Raw genomic sequence first — 20472 nt, 5'->3', positions numbered from 1 at the left:
CCGCTCCTCCTCATTATGTTGAGCGCTGCCAAAGCAACGCTGCAACACCTTCAGAAGTTGCAGCAACACATCATCTGAAAGTCGCCGAACAAAAAAGGCCCCGCGCGAGCAGGGCCTTTTTCAGTATCGAGGATAGGACGTTTGCTGCCTATTCAGCGGCTTGTGCGCCTTGCGGCATCTTCTGCTGCCGCGTGGCTTCCGAAGCCTTCGCGCGCGTCATGTGCTCGAGCGCCGTCCGCACGCCTGCCTCGTATTCCGGGTGCACCTTCTTGAAGTGCGCGAGCTGACGCTCGGCGATGAAATCCGGAATACCCCACATCGCTTCCGCGATGTTGGTAAAGAGGCGCGCCTTCTGATCTTTGTCGAACAGATTGAACAGCGCCGTCACCTGACGGTAGTCGTCGTTGCCGTCGCGATGATTGTAGCGCTCGGCATCACCCGAAATCGCCAGCGGCGGCTCCAAAGCCGACTTGTCTTCGACCGGACCGTTGAACGAGTTCGGCTCGTAGTAGGCATCCGTACTGCCTGTCTGTTGGCCAAAGAAGTTCATCGGACCATCCTTGTGATAGTGATGAACCGGGCACTTCGGTGCGTTTACGGGCAGATGTTCGTAGTGGGTGCCGAGGCGATAACGGTGCGCGTCGGCATACGAGAAGATGCGCGCCTGCAGCATCTTGTCGGGCGAGAAGCTGATACCCGGCACGATGTTGGACGGCGAAAACGCCGCCTGCTCGATCTCGGCGAAGTAGTTCTCCGGATTGCGGTTCAATTCCATCACGCCGATATCGATCGGCGGATAGTCACCGTGCGGCCAAACCTTGGTGAGGTCGAACGGATTGTACCAGTGCTTGCCGACATCAGCCTCCGGCATGATCTGAACCTGAACCTTCCACTTCGGGAAATCGCCCTTCTCGATCGAGGTGAACAGGTCTTCCTGGGTCGACTCACGGGTATGACCGACGATGTCGGCCGCTTCCTTATTCGTCCAGTGCTTGTGGCCCTGCATCGTCTTGAAGTGGAATTTCACCCACACACGCTCGTTCTTCGCGTTGATGAGCGAGTACGTGTGCGAGCCGTAGCCGTTGATGTGGCGGATGTCGGTTGGCAGGCCGCGATCCGACATCAGGATCGTCACCTGATGAAGGCTTTCCGGCGACAGCGACCAGAAATCCCACATCGCCGTCGGCGAACGCATGTTGGTCTTCGGATGCCGCTTCTGCGTGTGAATGAAGTCTGGGAACTTGTAAGGATCGCGAACGAAGAACACCGGCGTGTTGTTGCCGACGAGATCCCAGTTGCCTTCGGTGGTGTAGAATTTGATCGCGAAGCCGCGCACGTCGCGCTCGGCGTCGGCGGCGCCGAGCTCGCCGGCCACGGTCGAGCAGCGCAGCAGCATCTCGGTTTTGGCGCCCGGCTGCAGCGCGGCGGCCTTCGTGAACTTGGAGATGTCACCGGTGATGGTCAGCGTGCCGAAAGCGCCCCAGCCCTTGGCATGCACTGTGCGCTCGGGAATACGCTCGCGGTTCTGGTGCGCAAGCTTCTCGAGAAGCTGATAGTCTTGCATGAGCAGCGGACCGCGCGGTCCCGCCGACAGCGAATTCTGATTGTCGGCGACCGGGGCGCCGGCGGTGGTTGTGAGTTTTTTATCAGTCATGTGGACGTCCTTCTGGAGAAACCGAAACGGACCTAGATCAGTAAAACTTAAGATACCAATCTTTTTTTCAGGAAAAACTTATAAGGCAATCTTATAGACGAGTCGATCTCAAGCCGGTTTTTTAGACTGAACCATCTGTCTGATCTGGATCGGCATTTTGGCCATAACCCTTGAATTTCTCGACTATTTTTCGCATTTCGGCGTCATCGAGCACATGGCTCTCACCGATGCTCAGTACTTTATAATAATGCTCCGCCAGGACTTCCACTTCAATGGCAAGTTCGAGAGCGTAACTGAGCGATCTGCCAAGCGCAATTTGACCGTGATTGGCCATAAGACACGCGTCTCGCTCCTTCAGGCCTGCAACGACATGCCGCGCAAGTTCTTCCGTACCGAACGTCGCGTACGGCACGCACGGGATGTCTTTTCCGCCTGCTACAGCCACCATGTAATGGAACGCCGGAATTGGTTTACGCGCGCACGCCAACACTGTCGCATGCGTCGAGTGCGTATGAACGACGGCGTTCCGATCCGGACGTGCCCCGTAGGCAGCCAAATGAAAATGCCATTCGGTCGAGGGCTTCGATTGCCCTTTGGGAACGCTCCCATCTGCCGCGACGAAGACGACGTCTTCCGGCTCCGTCTCCTCGTAGCGCTTTCCGGAGGGCGTGATCAGCATGCCGCCCTTGAAACGGCATGAAACGTTGCCTGACCGGCCTGGCGTGAGACCCGAGCGGCTCATCGCGCGAGCCGTCGCGATGATCTCTTTCCGCAATGCTTTTTCGCTCTCGCGTTTTTCGCTCATCACGCCGCCGCGCTCGTTTTTTCGGGATAAAGCGATTTGAGCCCCTCGCGCGAGGCCGGGCAAATGCCACGCTCCGTTATGAAACCGGTAACGAGCCTCGCAGGCGTCATGTCGAAGGCCGGATTGCGCGCCGGCGTTCCGTCCGCCGCAATCAGAACCGACCCGACGTCGCCATTGGCAAGCTTGCCCTGGACGCGCAGCACCTCGTCCTCGCTCCGCTCTTCGATGGGAATGTCCGCGCCCCTGTCCGTACGCCAATCGATCGTGGAATAGGGAAGCGCGACATAAAACGGGACACCGGTATCTTTCGCCGCCAGCGCCTTGAGGTACGTGCCGATCTTGTTCGCGACATCCCCGTTCGCCGTCACGCGATCCGTCCCGACGATGACGAGATCGACATCGCCGCGCTGCATGAAGTGCCCGCCCGCATTATCGGCGATGAGGCTGTGCGGAACGCCGTGCTGAAGAAGCTCGAACGCCGTCAAGGCGGCACCCTGATTGCGCGGCCGAGTCTCATCGACCCAGACGTGAACATTTATGCCTGCATCATGCGCCTGATAGATCGGCGATGTCGCCGTTCCCCAGTCGACACACGCAAGCCAGCCGGCGTTGCAGTGAGTGAGAACGTTGACCGGCCGGCCGCCTTTCTTCCCGGCGATGTCTGCAATGAGGCGAAGCCCGTTCACCCCGATCTGCCGGCACGTCTCGACATCGTCTTCCGCCAGTTTGCCCGCACGGTCGTAGGCGGCAGCCGCTCGGGCATCGACGGCAAGCGGCGCAAGCGTCGCGCGAAGATCCTCGAGCGCCCAGCGCAGATTGACGGCCGTCGGACGTTGTTCGCCGAGAAACCTGACCGCCCGATCGAGGCCGGCATCCGAAGCGTCGGCACGCATCGCCAGCGCCACGCCGTAGGCAGCGGTCACGCCGATCAACGGCGCGCCACGAACCTGCATCGATTTGATTGCGTGCGCCGCATCCTCGACGGTCTTGAGCGTCAATCGCACGAGTGTGTGCGGCAGCACCGTCTGGTCGATAATGCCGACCGACCAGCCGTCGCTATCGAGCCAGATCGTGCGCGAGGAGACCCCATCAAGCTTCATAGTTTTCCTCCGCCGACGATCGCGTGAATTCGATGATTTCGGTCGCGGTTTCCGCCGGCCGCGTCTGAAGTAGCATATGTGCCGCCGGGAAGACGATCATGCGCGCCCTCCCCTTTTCGCCGATAGCCTTCTGCATGGGTGCTTTCCGCACCAGCCAATCGGAGCGTCCGTGCAGTGCAAGGACTGGACACTCGAGGCGCATGAAGTCTCGTCTGACATCCACCTCCGCCGCCGCCCGCAGCCGCGCCGCCCGCACCGGACGCGACAACGCGCGAACTATGTCCTCGACCTTGTCGCGAAGCTCCTTATCGCTGAAGGGGCCCATGAGCATGGCATCCCGAATGTTGCGAGGCGTCGAACGAGGATCGACGCGTGCGGCCCTCCGCATGAGCCACTGCGGCCAAGGGTTCTTGATGAATGTAGCGGCGAGCACGATCCCCCGCACCTGGTCTCGAAGCTGCGACGCAACAAGAACCGCAACCGGCCCCGAGAAGGATTCGCCCAGCACATAGACGGGCCTGCTGCCGATCTCATGGCGGACGAGCTCTACATACCCGGCATACCCGAGCGTCGGGTCCTGCGGATAGCGGACGACGTTGACCTTGAACTCCCGGGCAAGATGCGGAGCAACCCGATCGAACAGGTCTCCCGTTCCATCAAGACCCGGTAAGAGAACAATCTCGGGCGCATCGTTCACCATGCTCAATATGTAGCAGGACCCGGTAACGGAATGTGAAGCGAAGCGTCGAGGCCGCACGCCGCACACTTTAAAACGTACCACTCCGAATACGGGCGCGCTGACCGGTCCACGATCTCGACGCCAGGCGCCCCACAAACCGGACAGTCCTGCGCCGCGTCGGGATCCGCCCGCCAACGGGCGATGCGATCGAGCGCATCGGCAATATGTTCCTTCGGCAGGTCCAATGTGGCGACCTAGTGCCCGCCGAACGCGATGAGCGCGTGGCGGGGAATGCCAAGGGCATCGAGACGCTGCATGCCGCCGAGATCGGGAAGGTCGACGATGAATGTCGCGCCGACGACATTTCCTCCCGAACGCCGAATGAGCTTCACGGCGGCTTCCGCCGTTCCCCCCGTCGCGATCAGATCGTCGACGATGAGCACGCGCGAACCCGGCTCGACGGCATCCTCATGAATCTCGATCACGTCGACGCCGTACTCGAGCGTGTACTCCTGCCCGATCGTCTTCCATGGCAGCTTGCCCTTCTTGCGGATCGGAATGAACCCGCATTCGAGACGATCGGCGATGGCGCCGCCCAGGATGAACCCTCGCGCTTCGATGCCGGCGACCGCGTCGACTTTGCCATCCTCGAACGGCTTCGCCATTCCCTTGATGGCTTTTTTGAGCCCGATGGGATCGGCGAGCAGCGTGGTGATGTCCCGGAACATGATGCCCGGCTTCGGATAATCGGGGATCGTTCGAATAAGCTCTTCAAGGCCGTCCAAGTTCTTCACGTGGCTCACTCCCGCCAAATTGACGGCGCAAAATAGCAATATCTCTCGCTTCTAGATAGTTTTAGAGCAACGCAACTGTGCTGAATGATTCGGCACGGGCCCATGACATTTGCTTGAAGGACTTCGTGATGGCAGCCCAAAGCCCCTCCGCAACGGCCGGCCCAGAGTTCGACCCAATCTTGGATGACCAGGAAGACCTGCCCCGAACGTTCCGCCGCGAAAAGGAGGCTCGCGCACGCGAGGCGCGCGAACGCGCCGAGCAGGAGCGCGCCGCCGCGCCGACCTTGCCGATGGGAGTTGCAGATCGCCGCGCGCGTCCTCGGCCCGACACCTACGCGTCAAGCGACCTCGACACCGCCGGCGACCAGCAACTCGTTTCGGCTTCGGTCCGCCGCTTCGACGTTCCGTTCGTCGATCTCGTCACCTTCTTTCTGAAGGCGGTGATCGCAAGCATCCCGGCCCTGTTCCTGCTGGGCGCTATCCTGTGGGTAATGGGCGCGGCTTTGGAAGCGCTCTTCCCGGCCCTGATCAAGATGAAGATCCTGATCAGCTTCCCGAATTGAGCGAGCGGCAGCCTTAGAGAAGAACGCGCCCCGCAATCGCTTCGAGCTTCTTCAACAGCTCCGGATCACGAGCCTCCGGCGGCGTGATGATCGCAACCTCGAGCGACCGGTCCGAGCCGATCGGGCAAGCCGGGTGTTCGCGCGGAAAATCACGCGCCAGCCGGGCAACGAGCCTCTGCGCCTTTGCCGTATTGTCCTTCATCACCTCGAGGATCGCGGCCACATCGACATCGCCGTGATCATCGTGCCAGCAGTCGTAATCGGTGACCATGGCAACGCTCGCGTAACAAATCTCGGCCTCGCGAGCGAGCTTGGCTTCCGGCATGTTGGTCATGCCGATGACGTCGCAGTCCCAGGAGCGGTAGAGATTGCTCTCGGCGCGCGTCGAGAACTGCGGGCCTTCCATCGCGAGATAGACACCGCCCCGATGCACGTCGATCTCTTCCGTCTTCGCCGCCTTTTCGAGCGCCTTGAACAAGAGCGGGCTGATTGGATCGCCCATCGCGACGTGCGCGACGCAGCCGTTGCCGAAGAATGATTTTTCGCGCGCGAACGTCCGGTCGATGAACTGATCGGGAAGTACGAAGTCGCCGGGCTTGTACTTCTTCTTGAGTGACCCGCACGCCGAAACGGAAACGAGATCGGTCACGCCCGCCCGCTTCAGGACATCGATGTTCGCGCGGTAATTGATGCCGCCGGGCGATAATTTATGACCGCGTCCGTGCCGCGGCAGAAAGCGGATGGGAAGCCCGTCGATGTCCGCAAAAAGCACATCGTCCGAAGGCGCCCCCCAGGGACTTTCGATGGTCTTCCATTCAGGGTTCGCGAGACCCGGCAGATGATAGAAGCCGCTGCCGCCCACAATGCCCAGAACCGAAGTCGTCATGCCCGTTTGCTCCCCTGTCCTCGATCACGCTGACAAATAAACGGAAAAAAGCCCCGCGAGCGAGGCTTTTTATCAGTTTGCAAATCGGCGCGGGGCCGATGACCGGAACCCGTCACATGAAAGCGGTCAGTGCTTGATGTTTTTCCAGATCCGCTTCTTGCCGAGATAGAGCAGCCCCGTCGTGACGATCAGATACAGGATGACCTGCCATCCGATGCGCTTGCGCTGATCGAGCGACGGATCGGCCGCCCATGACAGAAATGCGACAACGTCATGGGAGTAATGGTCGACCGTCGACGGAGTGCCATCCTGGTAGGCGACGACGCCATCCGACAGCGGCGGCGGCATGGCGATCTGATGGCCCGGAAACGCCTTGTTGTAGTACTTTCCGTCCGTCAGCTTGTAGTCGGCCGGGGCATCCGAATACTCGGTCAGCAGCGCGTAGATATAGTTCGCGCCACCTTCCTGATACGCATTGAGGATGTCGCCGAGCATCAGGAACGGATGGATGTACCAGCTCGCCTCCCGATGGCTGTCGCGAGCCCTCGCGATGAGCGAGAGATCGGGCGGTAACGCTCCGTTCTGCGACGCCCGCGCTTCGTTGTCGTTGTGATAGGGCCCGCGGATCGGATCGGACAGCAACGGCGGCCGCTCGAACATCTTGCCTTCGTCGTTCGGACCGTCGGTGATCTGGTTCGGCCACGTCGCGGCAAGTTCCTTCACCGCGTCTTCAGGAAATTCCGGCCCGCCCGGCTGCACCAGGTTGCGGAACGCCACCCGCTTCAAGCCGTGGCACGCGGCGCAGACTTCCTTGTAGACCTGAAAGCCGCGCTGAAGCTGCGCCTTGTCGAACTGACCGGTGAACCCGCTGAACGACCATTTCTGCCGCTCGATCTCCTGATGACCGGCTTCTTCGGCCGACAGGCTACCCATGGCAACGGTTGCCGCAACCATCGACAGCAGAGTGAGAGAAAGATGCTTTTTCATGTTTTCTCTCCTCTCAACGCGATTCAGGAGCAGCAGTCGCTCCCGTCGGCAACCCGGTCCCGCCCTTACTCAAGACGTCGTCGGTAATTGAGCGTGGCAACCGGCTTGGCGTTTCGATGAGGCCCACGATCGGCATCACCGCGAGGAAGAACAGGAAGTAGCAGAGCGTGAAGATCTGCGACGCGATCACGTAAATCCCTTCGGCCGGCTTGGAGCCGAGATAGCCCAGCGCTACGCAGGTGAAGAGGAAGAACCAGAAGAACCATTTGAAGATCGGCCGGTACTTCGCCGAACGCACCCGGGACGTATCGAGCCAGGGAGCGAACGCGATGAGGATCACGGCCGAGAACATCGCGACCACGCCGCAAAGCTTCGCATATTGCCCAAGCGGAATGCCGAGGAACGAACTCGTGAAGGCGCGGAGGATCGCGTAGAACGGCAGGAAGTACCATTCAGGCACGATGTGCGGCGGCGTCACGAGCGGATTGGCTTCGACGTAGTTGTCCGCATGCCCGAGGTAGTCCGGCACGAAGAACGCGAACCACGCGAAGAGGATGAGGAACGCGAAGAGCCCGACCGAGTCCTTCGCCGTCGCATAAGGATGCATCGGCACGGTGTCGGACGGCTGCTTGATGTCGAGCCCGGTCGGATTGTTCTGGCCAACGACATGCAGCGCCCAGATATGGAGGCCGACGACGCCGGTCAACACGAACGGCAGGAGGTAATGCAGGGCGAAGAAGCGATTGAGCGTTACGCCCGAGACCGCGTATCCGCCCCACAGCCATTCGACGATCGCCGTTCCCAAGCCGGGATAGATCGTATCGAGCGCGGAAAAGAGATTGGTGATGACGGTGACGCCCCAGAAGCTCATCTGGCCCCACGGAAGCGTGTAGCCCATGAACGCCGTTGCCATCATCAACAGCATGATGATGACGCCCAGTATCCAAAGAACCTCGCGCGGCGCCTTGTACGAGCCGTAGTAGAATCCGCGGAAGATATGGATGTAGACGGCGAGGAAGAACATCGACGCGCCGACGGAGTGCAGATTGCGCAGCATCCAGCCGTAGTTCACGTCGCGGCGTATGTGCTCGATGGAATTGAACGCGCCGGCATCGCTCGGCTGGTAATGCATCGCGAGAACGACGCCCGTTACGATCTGCGCCAAAAGGCAAACCGTCAGGATCCCGCCGAACGTCCAGAGATAGTTCAAGTTGCGCGGCGTCGGATAATCGACGAACGAGCTTTGCATCAACCGGGCGATGGGCAACCGCTCATCAAGCCATTTTCCCCAGCGCGACGTCGGCACGTAATTCGAAGTGTGACCTCCCATGTCCGCTTTCCCCCTAACCGATCTTTATTTTTGTATCAGTCGTGAACGCATAGGTCGGCACCTCGAGATTTCGCGGTGCCGGACCCTTTCGAATGCGTCCGGAGGTATCGTAGACAGAGCCGTGGCAGGGGCAGAACCAACCGCCGTACTCGCCGCGCTCGTCGCCCATGGCCTGGCCCTTCGGAATGCACCCGAGATGCGTGCAGATACCGATGAGCACGATCCAGTTCTCATGGCCCTTGATGGTGCGATTGGCGTCGGTTCCAGGCTCGTCGCCCGGCAAGTTTTCGTTACGCGCGTTGTCGTCCGGCAGCGTCTTGACGTCGACGTTCTCCGCCGCCTCGACTTCGGCTTTCGTACGGTTGCGGATGAAGATCGGCTTGCCGCGCCACATCGCGGTGATGGCCTGGCCTTCCTTCACCGGCGACAGATCGACCTCGACCGACGAGAGCGCCATGGTGCTGGCGTCGGGATTCATCTGTTGAATGAAGGGCCAAAGTAGTGACGCCGCGCCGACAGCAACGAAAGCGTTGCCGGCCACCACCAGAAAATCCCGGCGGTTCGGTTCTAGTGCTTCAGTACTCACGGATGCCTCTCGCATTGGAAACCAGAGACGCTGTGCGGCTTTCGATCGTGCGAGACAGCCCCGCCGTCTTTGCCTTTTTTTAGTGCTCTAGTTTGCTCGTTTCACTTCCCTGGTGATCGTTCTGACAGCCTTTGACCCGGCTATCAATATGACCGCGACAAAAAGCGAGAGGCAATTTGGCACATATTTCCAACTAGACATTTGAGTGGCTGCAATCGCAGGTCGCGCTGACCATGAGACTCGCTCTCTACCAGCCTGACATAGCGCAGAACACGGGCACGATTCTGCGCCTTTGCGCCTGCTTCGGCATCCCTGTCGACGTCATCGGACCGGCGGGATTCGACATGAGCGACCGCGCGCTCAAGCGCGCCGCCCTCGATTATCTGCCCCACGTCGAGCTGGCCCGGCACGCCGGTTACGAAACCTTCATGGAACAGCGGGCGGCCACCTCGACCCCACCGGGCCGCCTCGTCCTCCTGACGACGAAAGCGGCGATACCCCATTGCGACTTCCGCTTCGCGCCGGACGACACATTGATGCTCGGCCGCGAGAGCGCCGGCGTGCCCGATGCCGTGCACGACCGCGTCGACGCACGCATCACGATCCCGATGCGGCCGGGACTGAGATCGCTGAATGTCGCCGTTGCAGCCGCCATCGTTCTCGGCGAAGCGCTCCGCCAGACCGGCGGTTATCCTCACCCCTGACATCGCAGCTGTCGTACGAGTGACACGTGAATCCGGCATTCCGTTCGCATCACCTACGCGATCAGCAAGCGCCCGATGTCGATCGAACAGATTCTGGAAATCGCCGGCGCCGCATCGGCGCTGTTATTGATCGCGGGCCTCGTCATCGGCCAATTGAACGGCGAGTGGCGGATATGGCCGGCGCCCCCCGTCGGCTCCCTCAAAAGCTTCGGCTTCTGGACTCTCTTCCGCACTTTGAACGTCGTTGTATTGATCCTTGGGATCGAGCGGTTCCTGACGACGCTCGGCGGCGACGCCCTACCGCTTCGGATCGCGTGCGCAGCCGTCTCGCTGATTTCAGGGATCGCGTACGCCTATACGCTGTGGTCGCTCGGCCGGAAGGCGACCTACTGCCAGGCAAGCGGACTGGCGACCGGCGGCGTCTACCGGTGGACCCGCAACCCGCAGTATGCCACCGCCATCGCCGCCTTCGCGACGCTTGGGATCGCAGCCGCCGCTTGGGATGCAACCCTGCTCGCTGGCTCGCTCGTCATCGTCTACGCGATGATGGCAAGGGCCGAGGAGCCCTGGCTCGAGACGCGCTACGGCCGCAGCTACCTCGATTACAAAGCCGAGGTGCCGCGCTTCTTCAATCTTCGCCACGCCGCAGCCGAGCTTTCAGCCTTCGTCATGACCAAATCGCCGTCGCTCGCGAAACATCTCCAGACCAAGCGATAGCGCGATCTGCCGCCTATTCGGCCGCCTCTCGCGCCAGGAACCCACCGGACTGACGACTCCAGAGTTGCGCGTAAATCCCGCCGCGCTTCAAGAGATCGGCGTGCGAACCCTCTTCGACGATCCGCCCCTCGTCCATGACGACGAGCCGGTCCATGGCCGCAATCGTCGACAGCCGGTGCGCGATGGCGATCACCGTCTTGCCGCGCATAAGCGTTTCGAAGCTCGACTGGATTTCGGATTCGACTTCGGAATCGAGCGCGCTCGTCGCCTCGTCGAGGACGAGAATAGGCGCGTTCTTCAGCAAAACGCGGGCGATCGCGATGCGCTGACGCTGGCCGCCGGAAAGCTTCACGCCCCGCTCGCCGACATGCGCGTCGTATCCGCGACGGCCCTTCAAGTCCTCGAGCCCACGAATGAACTCGTGCGCCTCGGCCCGTCGCGCCGCCGCAATGACGTCCGCTTCGCTCGCATCCAAACGGCCATAGAGAATGTTGTCCCGGACCGAACGATGAAGCAGCGACGTATCCTGCGTCACCATTCCGATCTCCGCACGCAGGCTGTCCTGCGTCACGTCCGCGATATTCTTCCCATCGATCAGAATGCGGCCGCCCTCGAGATCGTAGAAACGCAGGAGCAGATTGACGAGCGTCGACTTGCCGGCGCCCGAGCGGCCGACCAGACCCACCTTCTCGCCCGGACGAACGGTCAGCGAGAGCGATTCAATCACACGCGGCGGCGCATCGTCCGAAGCCGCGCGGCCGGCGCCGTAATGGAAATGAATGTGATCGAACCGGATTTCTCCACGCGGCACGGTGAGCGGCTTGGCATCCGGCTTGTCGACCAAAAGGTTCGGCCGCGAGATCGTCTCCATGCCCTCATGGACGACGCCGATGTTCTCGAATACGTCCGAAATCGTCCACATCACCCATCCCGACATCGTCACAATGCGAATGACGAGGCCGCTGACGACGGCGATATCGCCGACCGAGACGTACTGCAAAGTCCAAAGCCAGATCGCCAAGCCTGTCGTCGCGACGAGGAGGATGCCGTTCAGCAGGTAAAGGACGATTTCCATTCCCGTGATGAGGCGCAGCGAAGCCTGCCACTTCTGCACCTGCTCCGTCAGCGCCTCGCGCGCGTAAGTATCCTCCCGCTCGGCGTGAGCGAAGAGCTTCACTGTCATGATATTCGTGTAGCTGTCGACGATGCGCCCGATGAGCATAGAACGCGCTTCGGAGGATTCCGTCGAGCGTTGCTTGATGCGCGGCACGAAATAGCGCAGCGTCATGATATAGGCGACGAGCCAGAGGACGAGGGGCACCGTCAGCCGCCAATCGGAAGCTGCGAAAAGCAACGCCGAACCCACAAACTGCACGCTCGCATACCAAAGCGCATCGATGAGCTGCACCACGCTTTCGCGGAGCGACGTTCCGGTCTGCATGATCTTGTTGGCGACGCGGCCCGCGAAATCGTTCTGGAAGAAACCGAGGCTCTGCCGCATCACGTAGCGGTGCGTCTGCCAGCGAATGCGCGCTGTGCAACCGGCCGCGATGATCTGGTTTTTGATGAAGTCGTGCCCAACCGACACGACCGGCCTCAGAATGAGCGCCACGAAGGCCATCAGCGTCAGCATCAAGCCATGGTTCGAGATGAAGCTCGCCGGATCGCTCTCCACGCGCATCTTGTCGACGATCGTGCCGACGAACCCCATCAGAGCCACTTCAATGATCGAGCCGAGGCAGCCCGCGATCAGCAGAAATACGAAGAAGGGCCAAAGCGGCTTGATAAAAAACCAATAGAATGCCCACAGCTGGTCCGGCGGGCGCTCGATGGAGCGCTCGTCGAACGGCTTGATGCGGGTCTCCCCCCAGGTCATGAGGCGGCTGAGCATTGGTCTATCGCAAGCAAAAAAGCGGCGCATGACCGCGGCCGGATGTTCCGACGGGCGACAGCGACCGGATGTTGATCGTGGATGCCTGTTAGGGCTAAGGATCTTTTCCGTCAAAAACAAGACACGGTACCTAATTCTAGATGAACGCATCCGATACGCCCCTGGGGCAAAAGCAAGCAGCCGCCCGCGCCTGGTTCGAAAGGCTGCGCGACGATATTTGTGGGGCATACGAGAAACTCGAATCTAGCCTCCCGGATACGGCTCCGCACGGAAGCGAAGCGCCAGGCACGTTCACGCGCAAACCTTGGTCGCGCACCGACCACAGAGGCGCGGAAGGCGGCGGCGGCGTCATGAGCATGATGCACGGCCGCGTGTTTGAAAAAGTCGGCGTTCACACATCGACGGTCTACGGCGAATTCGCACCCGAGTTCCGCAAGCAAATTCCGGGAGCCGAAGAGAGCCCCGAATTCTGGGCGTCCGGCATTTCGCTGATCGCGCATCCGCGCAACCCCAACGTGCCGGCGGTTCACATGAACACCCGCATGATCGCAACGTCGAAATGGTGGTTCGGCGGTGGCGCCGATCTGACCCCTGTTCTCGAAAAACGCCGCACGCAATCCGACGCCGACACGCTCGCGTTTCACGCCGCAATGTACGGCGCCTGCGCAGCCCACCCCGTTGCCGACTATGCTAAATTCAAGAAATGGTGCGATGACTATTTCTTTCTGCCGCATCGAAACGAAATGCGCGGCGTTGGCGGCATCTTCTACGATTACCTGACGCCCTCCGACGCCGAAGGCGGCTGGGATGCAGCCTTTGCCTTCACGCAGGATGTGGGCCGCTCCTTTGCGAGCGTCTACCCGATGCTCGTCAGAGGCAATTATACGATGGCCTACACCGATGAGCAGCGCGAAGAGCAATTGGTTCGCCGCGGCCGCTATGTCGAATATAACCTTCTCTACGATCGCGGCACGATGTTCGGCCTGAAGACGGGCGGCAATGTCGAAAGCATTCTCTCGTCCATGCCGCCCGTGGTAAAGTGGCCTTAATTGACTGGGAAATTCTAGTTCCGTTGCGTTAGTGTCGCCGCGTGCGGTCTCCGGGGGGAAGGCAAAATGAAACGCCTCGTCTGCTCCATGGACGGCACTTGGAACGATGACGAGGGCGGAGCGTCGCCGCAAACCAACGCTGCGAAGCTCGCGAGCGCAGTCCTCCCGGCGGACGATCGCGGTCGAAGACAACTCGTCCGCTTCGTCTTCGGCAAAGCGCCGTCGGAAGAAAAGCGGTGGGCCTCCTTGAAGGCCGCGGCCGGCCTTCAAATCAGCGAGCGGATCAAGGCGGCCTACGAGTTTCTTCGCAACACCTACGAACCGGGCGACGAAATCTATCTGTTCGGCATTTCGCGCGGAGCTTACGAAGCGCGCAGCCTCGCAAGCTTTATCGCCCTTTTCGGCATAGCCCGAAAAGACGCCGATTTCCCGATCGATCAAGCGTGGCGGCTCTACCGCAAATCGGAGCGTCGCCGCAAATTCGATGCCGTCGCCGAACTCAGCGCCGCGTGTCACTATCCGGTCCGCATACGTTGCATCGGTGCGTGGGATACCGTCGGCCATGCCGGAAATCCGAATTGGCCATGGGCTTGGCTCGCACGCCGGTTCAACCGCCACGACCTCCGATGGCACAACACGATCGATATCGCACTCCATGCCGTCTCGATCGATGAAACACGCGGCGCCTTTCGCCCATCGATGTTCACCCTGCCCGATGACGTCATGCTGCCGTCGCACCAGCGCGTCGAGCAGGCGTGGTTCCCCGGCACGCACGCCGATGTGTCCGGCGGCTCGCCCGAAACGGAGCTATCGGATGTCGCGCTTCTCTGGATGGTCGAGAAAATACAATCGCTGACGGACCTCGCGATTGATATCGCGAGACTGGAGCGCGAGAGCCGCCCCGATCCCCTTGGCCTTCAACACGTCAGCAACAGCGGCTGGCGTTCCGTCTTCAGCCGACGCGTTCCCTATCTGCGACTTGTTCGACAGGATGCCGGTGGCATCCCGCATCGGCGTCGCCGCGCCTTCAACAACTGGAGAACGAGCAAGCTCGGGAAGGGTCTTATTTCGTTGAACGAGACGATCCACCACAGCGCGCTAGACCGTCTCGGCCAAACCATCCGCGAGGCGAACGGCAGCCGCGTTAACGAACGCATTTACGAGCCGTCAACTCTTGTGGCGGCAGTCTCGCCCGCTCGTGACGAGAGAGCCCGCGACGAAGAAGTCCACACAGAGAACGCCTGATTGTAGGATCGTGCATCACCGCTGTTATCGCAGCCGCTCCAACAATTATGCAGAGCAGCATTTTGGCGCACGCGGTGCCACTTGTCTTGCAACTTTGCTACCCCGGTAGCACTTGCCCGGTAGCAGTATCAGAGCCCAATCCCTAGGAAACATAAATGGCATTATTATTCGATCCGCTCCAAGCTGGCGCGTTCCTGATGAAGAATCGCATCGTGCTGGCTCCGCTGACTCGTTGCCGCGCCAGCGCCGGACGCGTGCCGAACGACCTCATGCGCGATTATTATGTGCAGCGCGCATCCGCCGGATTGATGCTCACGGAAGCGACCTCCGTCACCCCGATGGGCGTTGGCTATCCCGACACGCCGGGCATCTGGTCCGATGAGCAGGTCGCCGGCTGGAAAAAGATCACCGACGCTGTGCACGCCGCTGGCGGCACCATTCTCTTGCAGCTCTGGCATGTCGGCCGCATCTCCGATCCGGTCTATCTCGACGGTGAACTGCCGGTCGCGCCAAGCGCCATCGCACCGGAAGGCCACGTGAGCTTGGTGCGCCCCAAGCGCGAATACGTCGTGCCGCGAGCGCTTGAGCTGAGCGAAATCCCGGGCGTCATCGCCGCCTACCGTCGCGGCGCCGAGAACGCGAAGCGCGCGGGCTTCGATGGTGTCGAAGTTCACGGCGCCAACGGATATCTCCTCGATCAGTTCCTGCAGGATTCGACGAACCATCGCACCGACGCCTACGGCGGACCCATCGAAAACCGCGCGCGCCTGATGCTCGAAGTTGTCGATGCGTGCGTCGAAGTCTGGGGCGCGGATCGCGTCGGCCTCCATCTCGCGCCGCGCGCCGATTCACACTCGATGGGCGACAGCAATCGTCTCGCAACCTTCAGCTACGTCGCGAGCGAAGCGGGCAAGCGTAAAATCGCTTTCATCTTCACGCGCGAACACGAAGCACCGGACTCGATCAACCCGGCAATCAAGAAGGCGTTCGGCGGCGTGCTCATCGCCAACGAGAAGTTCACGAAGGAATCGGCTGAGGTCGCCCTCAATTCCGGAGCGGCCGATGCGGTGGGCTTCGGCAAGGAGTTCATCGCCAATCCGGATCTGCCCGAGCGGTTCAAACTGAACGCACCGTTGAACCCGCAGGACCCGTCCACGTTCTACGGCGGCGGCGCCAAGGGCTACACCGATTACCCCGCGCTATCCAAGGAAGAAGCGAGCGTGTGAGAAGCGCGTCGCAGCTTCGCTGATCGTCACACGAATACCGGCGCCGGGCTCAACGCTCGGCGCCTCGCACTGCAATGGTGTCAAAAGCGTCCGCGAACTCCAACGATCCGGGCTTCGTCATGGCAAACGTCATTCGCCGGTCGAGTTCGGCTTGCAGCTGCGCCCCCGTCAACCCGATCACCATTTTGTTGACGTAGTAAGCGCTCCTCGCAAAGAAATTTGTCGTCGGCGCTTCCGATCCCGGCGATTGCATCATTTCAAGCCCCGTCACCGGCCCGGCCAAGTTCATCAGCTCGAGTTCAGCGCCCGATAGCGAATACCGGCCCTGCTTTGCCGCCGTATCCTGCAACGTCTTCAGCTTCATCGCTTGCAACATGGGCCCGATGTCTGCGTCGATGTTGAGCGTATGAATGCCCATGCCCTCGCGCGTCTTTGCGTATGCCTGCTGCACAGTCCATTCGAATGGCTGATGCTTGACGTTGGCGTACATCTTCTTCAGCACCGCAAGCTTGTGCTTCAGAAGCGCGGTTCGCTCCGGCGAGTTGCGCGGATCGCGCAGTTTCTGAGTGATGCGCGAAATGAAAGTCGGTCCGCTGCGCGCAAGCTCGTTGACCGAGTTCGCATCGAGCAGCTGCGCATAGCCGAGCGCGCTTGAAATCGCCCGGCCGGTTTTATTGCTCGGATGAAGTCCCGATTGCATATCGTAGGTGCCGACGCCGCCCGTCTCGAGCGCGTACACGCGCACCACCTGCTCTTTCGAAAGACCGAGCGCCACCGCCTCCCGCGCGTAACGAAGCTTGAATTCCTTCTCAGACACTCGTTCGGGAACGAAATTGTAGACACTCTTCGCAGCCGCCAGGTAATCCGGCACCGTCGCAAGCTCTTTCGGCTGCGTCGGATCGGTCTGCTTCTGCGCAACGAGAAATCGATCGTATTTCTGAGCGAGATCGCCGGACAGGGATGGCCCCTGGTACTTCGGCGGAAAGCTCATCACATAATCGCTCGTATCGAACTGAATTTTCCCAGACCGCTTCCGCTTGCGCCCCTGGCGCTTCTGATCCACTGCTGCCCAATACTGGTCGAGCTGCGCTTCGAATTCTCGCCGGGCGCCCTTCCACTCGCGAAACTGCTCGATCTCACGATCCGAAAGCGAGGCAAGAAAATCAGCCGTCGACAATGCCTGCGCGTTCGCCGATTGAGTAGAAAACATCGTCCCGAGCACCATCGTGGCGAGCCCCAGGAAACGAACAAGCGAGCGAAACGGCAATGTCGACCTTTGATAACCCACGCCAAGCTCCACTTTGCCGGTCTCGAGACGCAGCATGAAATCACGAAGTGAAGGTACCGTGATTCATTGGAGCCCGGCCATCGGATCGTGTCATCCTTCAACTTCGGCTAGAGTTGAGCAATGGACCGACTTTCCGCCCCCATTATGACCAATATGAACACACCCGGTTTCGATGCGGCGACATTCGAGGAATTGGCGCGATCTCGCCTCCTCGCGACCCCGCAGCTTCTCGACGAACCGCAATCTCCAAGCGACGATGATCTCAATCCGGGAAGCACCCGCAGCACAGCGGGCCTTCGCCACGCCGCGGTTCTGGTGCCCATCATCGCGCACCAGCCTCTTTCAGTTCTCTTGACCGCAAGAACGGATCATTTGCCGTCTCACGCCGGTCAAATCGCCTTTCCGGGCGGAAAAGTGGAATCGTTCGACGCTGGCCCGCTGGCTGCTGCACTGCGGGAAACACGCGAAGAGATCGCCTTGGATCAGGCCTTCATAGAGCCGGTCGGCTTCCTGCCGCCTTATCGCACCGGCACAGGCTACATCATCACGCCGTCGGTCGCCCTCGTTCGCCCCGGCTTCAAGCTAACGCCGGATCCAAAGGAAGTTGCCTCCGTCTTTGAAGTTCCATTCGCTTTTTTGATGAACGAAGCCAATCATCAGATACACAGTCGGGTCTTCGGCGGCATCGAGCGCCGTTTCTATGCAATGCCCTACGAAGAACGCTATATTTGGGGTGCAACCGCTGGAATAATTCGCACGCTCTATCGGAGACTTTTCAGCATATGACTCGGATCGTCATCGAAAACATTTTCTTCTTCCTGTTGCCGACGCTCGTTTACGTCATGTGGGTCGCGTTCAAGGAAGACGAATGGGCGGGCCTTACGGCGATCGTGAGCCGGGCGCCTCTGCTTCGGCTTTTCGTCGCCGGCGCCGTGCTGATGCTCGGAACGCTCATTGCGTTCTCGTCGCGGTCTCACAACAGCCCGCGCGACGTTTACGTGCCGGCCTCGATCGAAGGTGGCAAGCTGGAGCCCGGCCATAGCATCCATGTCCCCGAACCGGCCGAGCAGCCGGCGGCAAAGCCCTGATCCATGGCTGACACTCCGCTGAAATGGCCGCGCTTGAGCGCCCCGTGGTTGAACTCGCCTGCCTTGGCGAAGGTCTTCGGCGCACTTGGCGCCGGCGGCGCCGAAGCCCGCGTCGTCGGTGGCGCCGTGCGCAATGCGCTGCTCGATCGGCCCGTCCACGAAGTCGATATCGCGACGACAGCGCCCCCCGAAGACACCATGCGTCTCGCGCGTGATGCCGGCCTTGGCGCCTACCCGACCGGCATCGACCACGGCACCATAACCGTCGTTAGCGATGGACAGTCATACGAAGTCACGACCCTTCGCCGGGATGTCGAAACCGATGGCCGTCACGCCGTCGTTGCATTCACGAACGATTGGACGGAAGACGCCTCCCGCCGCGACTTCACGATCAACGCTCTCTACTGCGATCTCGATGGAAACATCTACGATCCGGTGGGCGGCGGCCTAGCCGACATCCGCAAGCGCCGCGTCCGCTTCATCGGCGACGCAGAAGCGCGCATACGCGAAGACTACCTTCGCATTCTCCGCTTCTTCCGCTTCAGCGCCCAATATGGGAGCGGCCAACTCGATCCGACCGGCCTCGCCGCGGCGGAAGCGTTGAAGGATGGCTTGATCCTCCTCTCCGCCGAGCGTGTGAGCGCCGAGATGCTGAAGCTTCTCGCAGCGCCCGGCGCACCTGACGTGCTTGGTGTCATGTACGACGCCGGCATTCTGCAACTGGCAGTCCGGACGCAGATCGAGCCGGATCGTTTCGTCCGGCTCGCCGCCATCGAAGCCGCCCTCGGCGAACCACCCGATCCGATAACGCGTTTGGCGGCCCTCGCCGTCATTCATCCGGGCGACGACATCTTTCTCGCCAACCAGCTCAGGCTCTCCAATGCCGACGCTCATCGCATTGCAGCAGCCCTCGAGACCGACCCGGGTATCGATCCGCACACGCCGGAATCCGCGGGCCGGGCGGCCCTTTATAGACTCGGCCGGGAAAGTTTCCGCCGTGCGGTACGGCTCGCGTGGGCTCGGTCCGGCGCTTCACCCAACGCCCCAAACTGGCGCGCTCGAGCGTTGCTGCCGGATCGTTGGAACGCTTCCAAAATGCCCTTTTCCGGCAGCGATGTCATGGCGCTCGGTGTTGCCCAAGGAGTAGCCATCGGCCGCGTTCTCGACGCTTTCGAACGCTGGTGGATCGAGAACGATTTCCCCTCTGATGCTGAACAACAACGCAAAGTGCTTAAAGACTTGGCGGCCGAGGCACTTGCTTAGCTAAGCAAAATATTTCACTTCACCTGGGCTTTTGCTCCGGATAGGTTCTCTGACGTTGCGGGGTCTGCTGTTTGTATTGCGTTGGGGAAATGACCTGATGGACACTATAGGTCGGGAGCGCGAGCGTTCGCGCAAGTTCGTCCAAGTTGTCTTCGCCGTTCTAGCTCTTCTCAGTCTCGTCTCAGCACTCGCCGTATCGACTCGCGGGACAGATCTGGGATTGCCCGAAGCATCGACATATCCGATCGCGCTGGCGTTTCTTATCGTCGGTGCCGTCGATACTGCTCTGCTGTTTGCATGGGAGCGTATCTCCCAACGTACGGAGCTTTGAGTTCGAAGCCCCCTCGGCTGCTGTGACTGGCGGCCGGCTCCCCGAAGGGGAGAGCCAGACGCCAACAAAAACCTTCCGGGCGGCTGAGCGCAAAGGCGGTCGCCGCCAGGCTGCAGCGAAGCCTCAGTCCACGTCCTTTTTCCATCCGGAATTATTGGTAAATGTGCGCGAGCCGGGCTTTTGCCGCTCGCTGACCTCACAGCCGCAGGCCTTCGTCATACGCCTGTAACATGAATCCCGTCCTACGTTTCGCATGAAAGCTTAGCTGCTTTTGTGGAAAGCGTAC

The 20472-nt window shown here is 60.8% G+C and carries 21 protein-coding genes; 10 read left to right on the top strand and 11 right to left on the bottom strand.

Going from position 1 to position 20472, the window contains the following annotated elements; translation table 11 throughout:
- Window positions 1–148: 148 nt before the first annotated feature.
- From BM399_RS03770 to BM399_RS03745, 5 genes are all read right to left on the bottom strand, one after another.
- On the bottom strand, window positions 149–1654 hold the full coding sequence (locus tag BM399_RS03770; protein WP_092864409.1) for a catalase: 1506 nt from the start codon (window positions 1652–1654) through the stop codon (window positions 149–151).
- A gap of 121 nt (window positions 1655–1775) precedes the next feature.
- Window positions 1776–2459, bottom strand: coding sequence for a class II aldolase/adducin family protein (locus tag BM399_RS03765; protein WP_092864405.1), 684 nt, complete (start codon window positions 2457–2459; stop codon window positions 1776–1778).
- Window positions 2459–3559, bottom strand: coding sequence for an S-methyl-5-thioribose-1-phosphate isomerase (gene mtnA, locus BM399_RS03760; RefSeq protein WP_092864401.1), 1101 nt, complete (start codon window positions 3557–3559; stop codon window positions 2459–2461). Before mtnA ends, BM399_RS03765 begins: the two co-directional genes overlap by 1 nt.
- A complete protein-coding gene (locus tag BM399_RS03755; protein WP_244531129.1) occupies window positions 3549–4259 on the bottom strand; it encodes an alpha/beta fold hydrolase in 711 nt (236 codons plus the stop codon). Before BM399_RS03755 ends, mtnA begins: the two co-directional genes overlap by 11 nt.
- A 233-nt stretch (window positions 4260–4492) precedes the next feature.
- Window positions 4493–5032 (bottom strand): adenine phosphoribosyltransferase, encoded by a 540-nt coding sequence (locus tag BM399_RS03745; protein ID WP_092864392.1) that lies wholly within the window; start codon window positions 5030–5032, stop codon window positions 4493–4495.
- 128 nt (window positions 5033–5160) lie between these two features.
- Here BM399_RS03745 and BM399_RS03740 point away from each other — a divergent pair, with 128 nt between their 5' ends.
- On the top strand, window positions 5161–5595 hold the full coding sequence (locus tag BM399_RS03740) for a hypothetical protein (RefSeq protein WP_092866247.1): 435 nt from the start codon (window positions 5161–5163) through the stop codon (window positions 5593–5595).
- Window positions 5596–5608: 13 nt separating this feature from the next.
- Here the strand turns inward: BM399_RS03740 and BM399_RS03735 are convergent, their stop codons facing one another.
- From BM399_RS03735 to petA, 4 genes are all read right to left on the bottom strand, one after another.
- Window positions 5609–6481 carry an S-methyl-5'-thioadenosine phosphorylase gene (locus BM399_RS03735; RefSeq protein ID WP_092864389.1) on the bottom strand — a complete coding sequence of 291 codons (873 nt, stop codon included), beginning with the start codon at window positions 6479–6481 and terminating at the stop codon, window positions 5609–5611.
- 126 nt (window positions 6482–6607) lie between these two features.
- Complete coding sequence (locus tag BM399_RS03730; RefSeq protein ID WP_092864386.1) at window positions 6608–7468, bottom strand: cytochrome c1; 861 nt, start codon at window positions 7466–7468, stop codon at window positions 6608–6610.
- Between the two features lie 13 nt (window positions 7469–7481).
- Window positions 7482–8798 (bottom strand): cytochrome b, encoded by a 1317-nt coding sequence (locus BM399_RS03725; RefSeq protein WP_092864383.1) that lies wholly within the window; start codon window positions 8796–8798, stop codon window positions 7482–7484.
- Between the two features lie 13 nt (window positions 8799–8811).
- A complete protein-coding gene (petA, locus tag BM399_RS03720) occupies window positions 8812–9399 on the bottom strand; it encodes a ubiquinol-cytochrome c reductase iron-sulfur subunit (protein ID WP_092864380.1) in 588 nt (195 codons plus the stop codon).
- 218 nt (window positions 9400–9617) lie between these two features.
- Between petA and BM399_RS03715 the strand changes: the two genes are divergently transcribed.
- On the top strand, window positions 9618–10088 hold the full coding sequence (locus BM399_RS03715; protein WP_092864377.1) for a tRNA (cytidine(34)-2'-O)-methyltransferase: 471 nt from the start codon (window positions 9618–9620) through the stop codon (window positions 10086–10088).
- A 75-nt stretch (window positions 10089–10163) separates the two neighbouring features.
- A complete protein-coding gene (locus tag BM399_RS03710; RefSeq protein ID WP_092864374.1) occupies window positions 10164–10805 on the top strand; it encodes a methyltransferase family protein in 642 nt (213 codons plus the stop codon).
- 13 nt (window positions 10806–10818) lie between these two features.
- Here BM399_RS03710 and BM399_RS03705 read toward each other — a convergent pair whose 3' ends face one another.
- On the bottom strand, window positions 10819–12696 hold the full coding sequence (locus BM399_RS03705; protein WP_092864371.1) for an ABC transporter ATP-binding protein: 1878 nt from the start codon (window positions 12694–12696) through the stop codon (window positions 10819–10821).
- Between the two features lie 140 nt (window positions 12697–12836).
- On the opposite strand from BM399_RS03705, the gene hemF reads away from it, so the two are divergent.
- The 3 genes from hemF (at window position 12837) to BM399_RS03690 (ending at window position 16216) form a co-directional block, all read left to right on the top strand.
- Window positions 12837–13745, top strand: a complete 909-nt coding sequence (gene hemF / locus BM399_RS03700) for an oxygen-dependent coproporphyrinogen oxidase (protein WP_092864368.1) — start codon at window positions 12837–12839, stop codon at window positions 13743–13745.
- Window positions 13746–13811: 66 nt separating this feature from the next.
- Window positions 13812–14990 (top strand): DUF2235 domain-containing protein, encoded by a 1179-nt coding sequence (locus BM399_RS03695; RefSeq protein WP_092864366.1) that lies wholly within the window; start codon window positions 13812–13814, stop codon window positions 14988–14990.
- Window positions 14991–15145: 155 nt separating this feature from the next.
- Window positions 15146–16216, top strand: a complete 1071-nt coding sequence (locus BM399_RS03690; protein ID WP_092864362.1) for an alkene reductase — start codon at window positions 15146–15148, stop codon at window positions 16214–16216.
- A 49-nt stretch (window positions 16217–16265) separates the two neighbouring features.
- Here the strand turns inward: BM399_RS03690 and BM399_RS03685 are convergent, their stop codons facing one another.
- Entirely contained in the window at window positions 16266–17540 is a 1275-nt protein-coding gene (locus BM399_RS03685; protein ID WP_244531049.1) for a hypothetical protein, read from the bottom strand.
- Window positions 17541–17624: 84 nt separating this feature from the next.
- Between BM399_RS03685 and BM399_RS03680 the strand changes: the two genes are divergently transcribed.
- The 4 genes from BM399_RS03680 (at window position 17625) to BM399_RS03665 (ending at window position 20186) form a co-directional block, all read left to right on the top strand.
- A complete protein-coding gene (locus BM399_RS03680; RefSeq protein ID WP_092864358.1) occupies window positions 17625–18290 on the top strand; it encodes a CoA pyrophosphatase in 666 nt (221 codons plus the stop codon).
- On the top strand, window positions 18287–18592 hold the full coding sequence (locus BM399_RS03675; RefSeq protein ID WP_092864355.1) for a DUF6111 family protein: 306 nt from the start codon (window positions 18287–18289) through the stop codon (window positions 18590–18592). The genes BM399_RS03680 and BM399_RS03675 overlap by 4 nt, the downstream gene beginning before the upstream one ends.
- A gap of 3 nt (window positions 18593–18595) precedes the next feature.
- Window positions 18596–19855, top strand: a complete 1260-nt coding sequence (locus BM399_RS03670; RefSeq protein WP_092864352.1) for a CCA tRNA nucleotidyltransferase — start codon at window positions 18596–18598, stop codon at window positions 19853–19855.
- 97 nt (window positions 19856–19952) lie between these two features.
- Window positions 19953–20186: a hypothetical protein gene (locus tag BM399_RS03665; RefSeq protein ID WP_092864349.1), complete on the top strand. Its 234-nt coding sequence runs from the start codon at window positions 19953–19955 to the stop codon at window positions 20184–20186.
- The last annotated feature ends 286 nt before the right edge of the window (window positions 20187–20472 follow it).

This window comes from Hyphomicrobium facile, assembly GCF_900116175.1.
Classification (GTDB): Bacteria; Pseudomonadota; Alphaproteobacteria; order Rhizobiales; family Hyphomicrobiaceae; genus Hyphomicrobium_B; species Hyphomicrobium_B facile.
This window is presented reverse-complemented; position numbering and strand designations above follow the sequence as displayed.